Origin of the sequence: Thermolongibacillus altinsuensis (assembly GCF_004341205.1) — a bacterium.
GTDB classification, from domain to species: Bacteria; Bacillota; Bacilli; order Bacillales; family Anoxybacillaceae; genus Thermolongibacillus; species Thermolongibacillus altinsuensis.
On sequence record NZ_SLUL01000020.1, the window covers coordinates 24,933 to 35,607 of the forward strand.

The window sequence follows — 10,675 nt, forward strand, 5'->3', positions numbered from 1 at the left end:
AAACACCTTCCATCTTTTTACTAAAAATCTAGATCAGAAAAACCATCATTTGTGAAAAGAGGAGAATGATCAACGAGATCATACGTAATCTCTTCAGCAGGGTGATTGCGCAGTTCAATAATATAATCAAAATCATCCAACGTATATTCCGTATGTCTTACAAAAATATCAGGATGTTCGATCACTTTTGTTGCAGGCAAACGCATAATTTCACGAATGAGCTGCCAATGTCGCTCATTCGCTCGTCTCGTTGACACAATTCCATCAATGATAAAAATATTGTTTTCACTGTATTCATCCTCAATTAATTGACTTCGAATCGTTTGTTTAATCAACGTCGAAGAAACAAAAAGCCAGCGTTTATTGGCGCACACGCTTGCCGCAACGATCGATTCTGTTTTGCCGACACGAGGCATTCCACGAATCCCGATTAATTTATGCCCTTCCTGTTTAAAAAGTTCGGCCATAAAATCAACAAGAAGCCCTAATTCATCGCGTACGAAACGAAATGTTTTTTTATCATCTGCGTCGCGTTGAATATAGCGCCCGTGCCGAACAGCAAGTCGGTCGCGCAATTTCGGCTGACGCAGCTTAGTAATGGTTATATTATCCATTGTTCGTAAAATTGATTCCAATCGTTCAATTTGTTCATGATGGTCGCATAAAAGGAGCATTCCGCGCCGTGAATCATCGACCCCGTTAATGGTCACGATATTGATTGAGAGCATGCCGAGCAGCGATGCAATATCCCCTAATAACCCCGGACGATTCATATGTATTTCATACTCCAAATACCATTCCTGCTTTTCCATTGCCCCTTCCTCCCCCCGCCAAAATTAGACAATGTTCGCTAAACACATACTACTATATTCTCGTTCTCAATCGCAAGCGCTCGTCCACATGATCAATGAGATTTTGTCGAGAAAAAACATCTATTTCTATTTTAACATCGCTATAAATAGATGAAAAGGAGCAATTCTTTTTTGTGAAAAAGTAAACACATTGAAAGAAGCAAATAGCATGATGAAAAAAGCTGGCGCAAAAATTGCGAACCAGCTTTTCATTGATTTATTTTTTATTTTGCACTAGTTTCACCATCATATTAGCGATGGCATGTTGTTCTTGTTCGTTTGCAACACTCCACAAATCAGATAATACGCGTTCTTCAGGATTTTTTGGATCGACTTGTTTCGCCAAATAATCACCGATTTGATAGGCAAGATCAGAGATAACTTGTTGGCTCATTCCTTGATCTTGCGCTTGATGAAGTCGATCGCCTAAAAAGCTTTTCCACTGTTCAAAGTTATCAAGAACAGACATATGGCAAACCTCCTTGAAATTCGTTTCAAGAACAGTTTGCCTCATTTGCAATAAAATTATGCTTTTATTAACAATACCAACCACCATTAACAGATAAAATTTGCCCGGTGATATAAGAGGCGTCATCAGAAATTAAAAATGAAACAGCTTTCGCCACTTCTTCTGGTGTCCCAATCCGGCCAAGCGGGATTTGTTCGGCAAGATCGGCGAGTTCTTCCTCGTTTAAATGAGCAATCATCGGCGTAGCAATGGCTCCAGGAGCGATGGCATTGACGCGAATTCCACTTAGGGCAACTTCTTTCGCTAGCGCTTTAACAAACGTATTTTGCGCCCCTTTGACCATCGAATAAAGCACTTCACAAGAAGCGCCCGTTAACCCCCAAATAGAAGAAATCACAACAATTTGACCGCTTCGTTTTTTGATCATTTGCGGAAGCAGTCTTTTCGTGATTAAAAAGGGACTTGTCACATGTAATTGAACCATTTGCTGAACTTGCTCATCGCTCATATCCGTTACGAGCCCATAGAAGCTGTTGCCGCTATTATGAACAAGCACATCGATGGGATGATGAATTTGCGACAGCAAATGGTCAACACCTGATGAACAAGAAAGATCCGCCTGAACGAGATGCACTTGTACCGAAAGCTGTTCGGATAAAGACACTAAAGCTTCTTTATTGCGATGATAATGCAAATAAAGTTGGTAACCATCTTGGGCGAGCTGATGGGCAATGCTTTGCCCAATCCCGCCGCTCGCCCCTGTTACTAACGCATATTTCACCTTGATCACCTTGCTTTAATCATCTTGCTTTAGGAACAACTTGGCAAACGGTTAATTGCTTTTCGTCCAAGCATTCGCTCGCTACCGCTTCAATATCAGCTACCGTTAACGTTTCCAACGTCGGAACGACTTCAAATAAACTCATTTCGTTAAATGCGTAGCGCGTAAACTGATTGGCAATGTATTCTGGCGAATTAAGCGAACGTAAGAAAGCGCCGATTTTTTTCTTTTTAATTCGCTCTAATTCATTCTCATGAATGGTTGTAAATTGAAACAATGTTTGTTTTAACTCCGTTGCTAATTGATCCGGATCCGGTGTATCTCCTCCGATTAGGGCAAAACCAAATTCTTTTTCTTCTGTATAATCGTACGCAAACGTTTCATCAATCAAGCCCTGTTGATATAACCGTTCATAGTGCGGAGAACTTTTGCCAAACAAATAATCAAGCAAAACATTCATCGCTAATTCATGTTTTAATTTTTCTTGACCAAGGCGCGACACATTTTTCGCTTTGATTCCTACCAAACATTTTGGCGTTTGCACATTCATTTCAATGACCTTTTTTGCTTCTGCTACTTCCGTCGGCTCTTCGTAATGCCAACGTTGAATATTTTCAGCTGCACGAAACGTCTTTCGAGCTTGATTTTGACGAATTTGTTCCATTATCTTTACATGATCAACAGGACCAACAATAAAGAGAAGCATATTGCTTGGATGATAAAAAGTTTCATAGCACTCATACAGCAAATCTTTTGTAATCTCCGAAATCGATTCAACCGTACCTGCAATATCTATTTTTACAGGATGTTCGTGATACATGCTTTCAATTAATCCAAAATAAAGACGCCAATCTGGATTGTCATCATACATTCGAATTTCTTGCGCAATGATCCCTTTTTCTTTTTCAACGGTTTGCTCTGTAAAATACGGACTTTGGACAAAATCAATGAGCGTCTCTAAATTTTTTTCAACGTTTGTTGTGCTTGAAAATAAATAAGCGGTTCTTGTAAACGATGTAAAAGCGTTGGCTGAAGCTCCTTGTTTGCTAAATTGTTGAAATACATCCCCATCTTCTTTTTCAAATAGTTTGTGCTCTAAAAAATGGGCAATTCCATCAGGAACTTGCTTCATTTCCGTCTGGCCAAACGGTACAAATCGGTTATCAACGGAACCATATCTCGTCGTAAATGTTGCATACGTTTTGTTAAATCCTTTTTTCGGCAAAATGTATACATCTAATCCGTTTTCTAGTTTTTCATAAAAAAGTTGTTCTTGCAATTGTTCGTAACGAATCGTTTTCATTGATTCTCACCGTCCTTTTCTGTAAGGAAATAAATTGTATCTAACTCAATTTTTTTAGCTACTTGAACAATTTGGTCGCGCGTCACAGCGTCAATTCCCTGTAACCACTCATGAAAAGGCCGCTTGCGCTGCGCAATCACATTATGATAAGAAACTTCAACCATTCCTCGCGGCGTATCGATGGTTTCTAACAGCTGATTGCGAATGACCGCCTTCGTTTGCGTTATTTCTTCATCGGTGAAATCCCCTTTTTTCATCGCTTCCATTTGCTCATTTATAATTTTTACAGCCTTTTCGTAATTTTTTGGTTCGATTCCCGACATCACCATGAGAAATCCTTGATGGCTTTCCACACGCGAAGCGGCATAGTAAGCGAGGCTTGCTTTTTCCCGCACATTGATAAATAGTTTCGAATGAGAAAAGCCGCCAAAAATGCCGTTCCATACTTGCAACGCGTAATAATCGTCATCGTTATATGTAACGTTTGTACGATAGCCAATATTTAATTTCCCTTGTTTGACATCTTGCCGTTCGATGATTTCTTTCACTTCCGCTTTTGTCTTTCTAATGCCATCGTTTAATGCATTCCCTTTTCGCGGGCTAAATGAAAAAAGGCGTTCAACCATCGTTTTTACTTCTGCTATATCCACATCCCCGATTACATATAAATCAACGTCATCTTCTTTTAGCGCTCGTTCATAATACGCATAGAGACGCTTTGCATCAATTTGATCCACATCTTGCAATTCTCCATGAACATCGAGGGCATAAGGCTCTCCTTTGTACATTTCTTGCACGAGCCGCAAATTCGCATAGCGCATTTTATCATCAAAGATGGACTGAATTTTTTGCTTTAATACCCGTTTTTCTTGTTCAACGATCTTCGTCGAAAACGCTCCATTTTCAAGCAACGGTGAAAAAAGAATTTCATGAAGCAACTCAAGCGCTTTACTTAAAAGAGGAGCAGCGTCTTTTAGAAATTTTTCATTCGCAATATCGATCCGAAACGTAATAATATGATACTCTCCTTTTTTCATTAAATCGACATGTAACGTTGCTCCATAAAGATCGTCTAAATAACTTCTTAATTGCATCATCGTCGGATGCGTTTTCGTTGCGCTTTGTAACACATAGGGCAACAACGCTCGCAATGTAACATCCTCTTTTCTGAGCGGTGCCTTCATTTTAAAAACAATCGTATTCGTTTTATACTTCTCCGTTGGAATGAGATGAAGCCGCAATCCTTGAATCTGTTCAATTTGTTCTTGAAACATTGAAAACCCTCCTTTTTTATATCATATGTTTTTATTATCTTTCATCATATCTCTTTTCATGACAAAAAACAAAGAACCCGATGTTGATCGAGTTCCTTGTTTACATAATATTTTTATCGTTTTCCTTTAATGTACGGTGTACCTAATGCTTTTGGCGCATCCGCCCGTCCGATAAATCCTGTTAATGCCAAAATGGTTAAAACGTAAGGAGCAATAAGCAAATAAACCGTCGGAACATCTCTCAAAAACGGAATGGCCTGACCAACAATGCTCAAGCTTTGCGCAAAACCAAAGAAGAGAGCTGCTCCCATCGCTCCAAGCGGATGCCATTTTCCGAAAATCATCGCAGCAAGCGCCATAAATCCTTGTCCTGAAATCGTCGCATGACTAAAATCGCGCGAGATAATCGTCGCATAAATGGATCCGCCGATTCCAGCTAAAGCGCCGCTGATCATAACGGCAATGTAGCGCATTCTTGCTACGTTAATTCCCATCGTATCCGCAGCCATTGGATGTTCACCAACAGAGCGGAGACGAAGACCAAAAGGAGTTTTATAGATCACATACCAAACGATAAATGCTAAGACGATCGCAATATAGGATGGAATATAACCATTTGAGAAAAACAATGGACCGATAATCGGAATTTTGCTCAAAATCGGAATATCAATTTTATCAAAACCGACTTCAACTTGATCGGTTTGCCCTTTTCCATACATCATTTTCACAAGGAATAACGATAAACCTAAAGCTAAAAAGTTGATGGCTACACCGCTAACGACTTGATCCGCACGCAATGAAATGGAAGCGACCGCATGCAATAAAGAAAACAAAGAAGCAACGACCATCGCTACCAACATGGCCAACCAAGGAGTTAAATCGCCAAATTGATCCGCGAATGTAAGGTTAAACACAACGCCAACAAATGCTCCAATCACCATTAACCCTTCCAAGCCGATATTTACAACGCCGGAGCGTTCACTAAATACGCCACCAAGCGCGGTGAAAATAAGTGGCGCTGCAAAGAAAATCGCGGAAGGAATAATAATTTCGAGAATGTTAAAGAAGTCCACTTATTTTCCCTCCTTTTTGAAGCGATTAAGTACAAGACGAATCAAATAGCTTGACGCAACAAAGAAAATGATAAGAGCGATGACAATATCGACAAGTTCTGTCGGTACATCAGCGCTTGATGGCATCTCTAATGCTCCAACCTTTAACGCTCCGAACAAGATGGCAGCGAAAATAATTCCAAACGCATTATTTCCACCAAGAAGAGCGACCGCGATTCCATCGAAGCCGACTCCCGTAAATCCTGCTTTTACTGAAATGTTTTCAAATGTCCCTAATCCTTCCATCGCTCCAGCAACACCTGCAAAGGCACCAGAAATGACCATGGCTAAAACGATGTTGCGGTTTACATTCATCCCAGCATAATGGGATGCATGCTGGTTAAAACCAACTGCTCGCAGCTCATATCCTTTTGTCGTTTTTTCAAGTAAAAACCACATCACGACCGCACCAATGAGCGAAATGATAATTCCGTAGTGTAGCGTTGAGTAATCGGTAATCGATTGTAAAAATTCGGATCGTAAAGAAGCGGAAGCATGAATTTTTTCTGATTTAAATCCTTGATCTGATAATACAGAACGAATAATTGCGTTCGACACATGCAACGCAATATAGTTCATCATAATCGTAACAATAACCTCATGCACTTTAAACCGCGCTTTTAAAATTCCCGGAATAAACGCCCATAAAGCTCCAGCAATCGCTGCCGCTAAAATGGCAAGAGGTAAATGAATGAATTTTGGAAGTTCAAAAGAAACTCCTACCCATACAGCTGCAAGCCATCCGACAATCAACTGACCTTCGACGCCGATATTAAACAAACCTGTTCGAAAGGCAAATGCAACCGCTAATCCCGCAAGAATATATGGAGTGACTTGACGAATCGTTTCTCCAATATAATATCGATCACCAAACGCTCCATACAAAAGCGCGGAGTATCCTGCAATCGGATCGTATCCGCTCACAATCATGACGATTGCACCAGCAAGAATTCCAAGCAATACCGCGAAAATAGGAATCATAATATTGGTGAGACGATTTGAATTCATGATGAAACACCTGCTTCCTTCCGTTTACTTCCTGCCATCAACAAGCCAAGTTCTTGTTCTGTTGTTTCTTTCGGATCCACAATCGCCACAATTTTTCCTTCGTAAATGACAGCGATTCGATCGCTGACGTTCATAATTTCATCCAATTCAAAGGAAACAAGCAATACCGCTTTCCCTTTATCGCGTTGTTCAATGAGCCGCTTATGAATAAACTCGATGGCCCCAACGTCCAATCCGCGAGTCGGTTGCGCAGCAATTAAAAGATCTGGATCGCGATCCACTTCTCGGCCGATGATCGCTTTTTGTTGGTTTCCTCCTGAAAGCGCGCGCGCTTTTGTGTATTCATCAGGAGTACGAACGTCAAACTCTTGAATTAATTGACGAGCTTTTTCATAAATCTTTTTAAAGTTTAAAATGCCGTTTTTCGAATAAGGTTCTTTATAATAAGTTTGCAATACCATGTTTTCAGCAATTGGAAAATCGAGAACAAGTCCGTGTTTATGGCGATCTTGTGGAATGTGGCCAACACCTGCTTCCGTAATTTGACGCGGCGTTAAGTTACGGATTTCCTTTCCATTTAGCTTGATGGAACCCGATTCTGATTTGATGAGGCCCGTAATCGCTTCAATCAATTCTGATTGTCCATTTCCATCTACGCCCGCGATTCCGACAATTTCCCCGCTATGAACAGTCAAGTTTAGATGATCAACAACGGTCACGCCGCGAGAATCTTTCACAACTAAATCTTTAATTTCCAACACAGGTTTTCCTACTTTTGGAGGTTTCTTTTCCGTCTTGAAATGAACCTCGCGTCCAACCATCATTGCGGCTAGTTCATTTGGATTTGTCTCCGAAACGTTAAGCGTCCCAATTCCTTTACCGCGACGAATAACCGTTACACGATCGCACACTTCCATAATTTCTTTCAGCTTATGCGTAATTAAAATAATGGACTTCCCTTCTTTTACAAGTGTTTTCATAATTTGAATAAGCTCTTGGATTTCTTGCGGTGTCAATACGGCTGTCGGTTCATCAAAAATGAGAATATCTGCGCCGCGATATAACGTTTTTAAAATTTCTACACGTTGCTGCATTCCAACCGAAATGTCAGCAATTTTTGCCGTTGGATCAACGGCAAGCCCATAGCGTTCAGAGAGCTCCCTTACTTCCTGCTCTGCGCGCTTCATATCAATTTGTCCGCGTTTTGTTGGCTCACTTCCTAAAATAATGTTTTCTGTTACTGTAAATGTATCAACAAGCATAAAATGTTGGTGGACCATCCCAATTCCAAGATCATTCGCAACATTTGGATTTGCAATTTTAACCGTTTTTCCTTTTACGCGAATTTCCCCGCCATCCGGTTGATATAAACCGAATAAAACGTTCATCAGCGTTGATTTTCCTGCGCCGTTTTCGCCAAGAAGGGCATGAATCTCTCCTTTCTTTAATTGAAGGGTAATGTTGTCGTTTGCCACGAAATTACCGAATACTTTGCGGATATTCAACATCTCAATTACGTATTCCAATCATCATTCACTCCTTGTATGAGCATGTTAAAATCACCAAATGAAAAGCTGCAAAAACTTGCAACTTTTCATTTAATGATTTAATGATCTAATGATTTAATTTCAATAAAAAGGCTAGTTTTCACTAGCCTTTTTATTTAGTTTTTTATTTCTTTAATGTTGCTTCAAATTCTTTATATTCTTCACGAGTTTTTGGCACTTTTACTTCGCCGTTAATAATTTTTTGTTTCCACTCTTCGACAGCTTTTAACACATCTTGAGAAAGGTTGTCTGTTGATGGAGCAATGCCAACACCATCTTCTTTAAGTCCGTACTCAACCGCTTGCCCACCTGGGAAGTTTCCATTTTTCGTTTTTGTTGCTAAGTCATAAACCGCAACGTCTACACGCTTAACCATGGATGTTAATGTTACGCTTTTATCTGTTCCAGGAATTTTTCCTTCTTCATATTGGTCGCGGTCAACACCGATGACCCAAATTTCTTTATTTGGATCTTGTTTTTTCAAGTCGATGGCTTCAGAGAACACACCGTTTCCTGTCGCACCTGCCGCATGGTAAATGACGTCAATTCCAGATGCATACATACTTGAAGCGATCGCTTTTCCTTTATCCGCTTTATCAAACGCTCCAGCATATTGAACTTCTACTGTTGCGTTCGGATTGACAGCTTTTACTCCTGCGAGGAATCCGCTTTCAAATTTCTCAATTAACGGGATTTCCATACCGCCAACAAAACCAACTTTATTCGTTTTCGTCGTTAAACCAGCAACAACCCCAACAAGGAATGAACCTTCATGCTCCTTGAATATAATGCTTGCTACGTTTGGCTTTTCAACAACGCTGTCAACGATCGCAAATTTATTATTTGGTTTTTGATCAGCAATTTCTGTAATAGCATCCGTCATTAAGAAACCGATCCCGAAAATTAAATCGAATTTACTGCGAACGAGTTTATTTAAGTTCGTTGCATAGTCAGCGTCACTTTGTGATTGTAGATAGTCATAGCCGCCTTTTCCTTTTTTCAAACCGTTCTCTTCACCAAATTTTTGCAAGCCTTCCCATGCAGATTGGTTGAACGATTTGTCATCAATTCCACCAACGTCTGTAACCATCGCTACGCTAAAGCCATTACCTTTTCCTTCTTCTGCTGCTTTGTCTTCTTTAGCTTGCCCGCAACCTCCTAAAAGCATACCGGCAGTCAATAAAAGAGAAAGTGATAGACCTAAACGCTTTTTCTTCATCAATCTTTACCCCCTTGGATAAAATTTAGAAATATAAAAACTTTGTTTCGTGAACTTCAACCCTTCTCGGATGGCGTCACCTCCTTAAAAAGATTTGAACTACACGCGTTTTCTTAATACGTGGAAACTAAATTTGTCAGATTTAAAATAGTCAATCGAATAAAGAATCGGCTCATCGTTTTCGTCAAAATGCAACTGTTTTAGTACAAGCAAAGCCGATTCAGGGTCGCATTCTAAAATCGGTGATACTTTTTCGTGATAACCGAGCGGTTCAATATGAGTAACCGCATAAGCAATATAACGATTCGCTTCATTATGTAATATTTCTAATAATGACTCTTTTTCATAAGCAATCCCTTTAGGTAAATATTTACAAGGGACTTTATCGATACAATACACGACTGGTTCATTATTTGCTGTTCGAACTCGTTCAACAACTAAAATTTCTTCATCTTTCGAACATTGAAAACGCTTTATATCTTCCTCAGTCGGACTTTGAATCGAAGAGGAGAGAAAAATCGTACCAGGCTTACGGCCAGCTTGTTTAATCATGTCCGTGACGCTGCTTAATTGTTCAATCCCCGATGTAAACATTGGTTTAGAATTGACAAAGGTACCAACGCCGTGACGACGAATGATAACGTTTTCTTCCTCAAGAACACGGAGCGCCTCCCGCAACGTTGCTCGACTAACTCCTAATTGTTTCGCTAGTTCAAATTCAGAAGGCAGTTTCTCTTTTTCTTTATAAACCCCTGTTTCAATATCATGTTTAATCCGATCAATCACTTGTAAATACAAATGACGATGGTCCGACTTAATCGACATCACCAAGCCCCCATACAATTAATTTCCAAGATATCAGACCTCTGATGTTAGACAATTATATGTTTCTTGATAATAATATAACACTTTTCATTTCATAAATAAATAGCGAATATACATTTTGTCGAAAAAAGTCGGAATTAAAATGATGTAAACGATTTTAATAATATAACATTATTATTAACATTTTATACAAAAACATCCATGAGTAATTTTACTCCCCACCCATGCATGAAAATCCATCATTCCTTCCCATAATGGATATGAACGCAAACAGTTTTGAAAGACG

10 protein-coding genes are annotated in these 10,675 nt (G+C 39.7%); all 10 read right to left on the reverse strand.

From position 1 onward, the window contains the following. Positions 1 to 20: 20 nt before the first annotated feature. Positions 21 to 812: a YmfK family protein gene (locus EDD69_RS13965; protein WP_132949525.1), complete on the reverse strand. Its 792-nt coding sequence runs from the start codon at positions 810 to 812 to the stop codon at positions 21 to 23. Between the two features lie 256 nt (positions 813 to 1,068). Further along, positions 1,069 to 1,320, reverse strand: coding sequence for a DUF3243 domain-containing protein (locus tag EDD69_RS13970; RefSeq protein WP_132949526.1), 252 nt, complete (start codon positions 1,318 to 1,320; stop codon positions 1,069 to 1,071). A 67-nt stretch (positions 1,321 to 1,387) separates the two neighbouring features. Next, a complete protein-coding gene (gene ymfI, locus EDD69_RS13975; RefSeq protein ID WP_132949527.1) occupies positions 1,388 to 2,101 on the reverse strand; it encodes an elongation factor P 5-aminopentanone reductase in 714 nt (237 codons plus the stop codon). A 19-nt stretch (positions 2,102 to 2,120) separates the two neighbouring features. Continuing rightward, positions 2,121 to 3,404: an EF-P 5-aminopentanol modification-associated protein YfmH gene (gene yfmH / locus EDD69_RS13980; protein ID WP_132949528.1), complete on the reverse strand. Its 1,284-nt coding sequence runs from the start codon at positions 3,402 to 3,404 to the stop codon at positions 2,121 to 2,123. After that, on the reverse strand, positions 3,401 to 4,678 hold the full coding sequence (gene yfmF, locus EDD69_RS13985; protein WP_132949529.1) for an EF-P 5-aminopentanol modification-associated protein YfmF: 1,278 nt from the start codon (positions 4,676 to 4,678) through the stop codon (positions 3,401 to 3,403). Before yfmF ends, yfmH begins: the two co-directional genes overlap by 4 nt. 113 nt (positions 4,679 to 4,791) lie before the next feature. Then, positions 4,792 to 5,751 carry an ABC transporter permease gene (locus tag EDD69_RS13990; protein WP_132949530.1) on the reverse strand — a complete coding sequence of 320 codons (960 nt, stop codon included), beginning with the start codon at positions 5,749 to 5,751 and terminating at the stop codon, positions 4,792 to 4,794. After that, the gene (locus EDD69_RS13995) at positions 5,752 to 6,798 is read right to left on the reverse strand and encodes an ABC transporter permease (protein WP_132949531.1); all 1,047 of its coding nucleotides are present in this window, start codon (positions 6,796 to 6,798) and stop codon (positions 5,752 to 5,754) included. Continuing rightward, the gene (locus EDD69_RS14000) at positions 6,795 to 8,324 is read right to left on the reverse strand and encodes an ABC transporter ATP-binding protein (RefSeq protein WP_132949532.1); all 1,530 of its coding nucleotides are present in this window, start codon (positions 8,322 to 8,324) and stop codon (positions 6,795 to 6,797) included. Before EDD69_RS14000 ends, EDD69_RS13995 begins: the two co-directional genes overlap by 4 nt. A gap of 145 nt (positions 8,325 to 8,469) precedes the next feature. After that, on the reverse strand, positions 8,470 to 9,564 hold the full coding sequence (locus tag EDD69_RS14005) for a BMP family lipoprotein (protein WP_132949533.1): 1,095 nt from the start codon (positions 9,562 to 9,564) through the stop codon (positions 8,470 to 8,472). 99 nt (positions 9,565 to 9,663) lie between these two features. Continuing rightward, positions 9,664 to 10,389, reverse strand: a complete 726-nt coding sequence (locus EDD69_RS14010) for a GntR family transcriptional regulator (RefSeq protein WP_132949534.1) — start codon at positions 10,387 to 10,389, stop codon at positions 9,664 to 9,666. Positions 10,390 to 10,675: the final 286 nt, after the last annotated feature.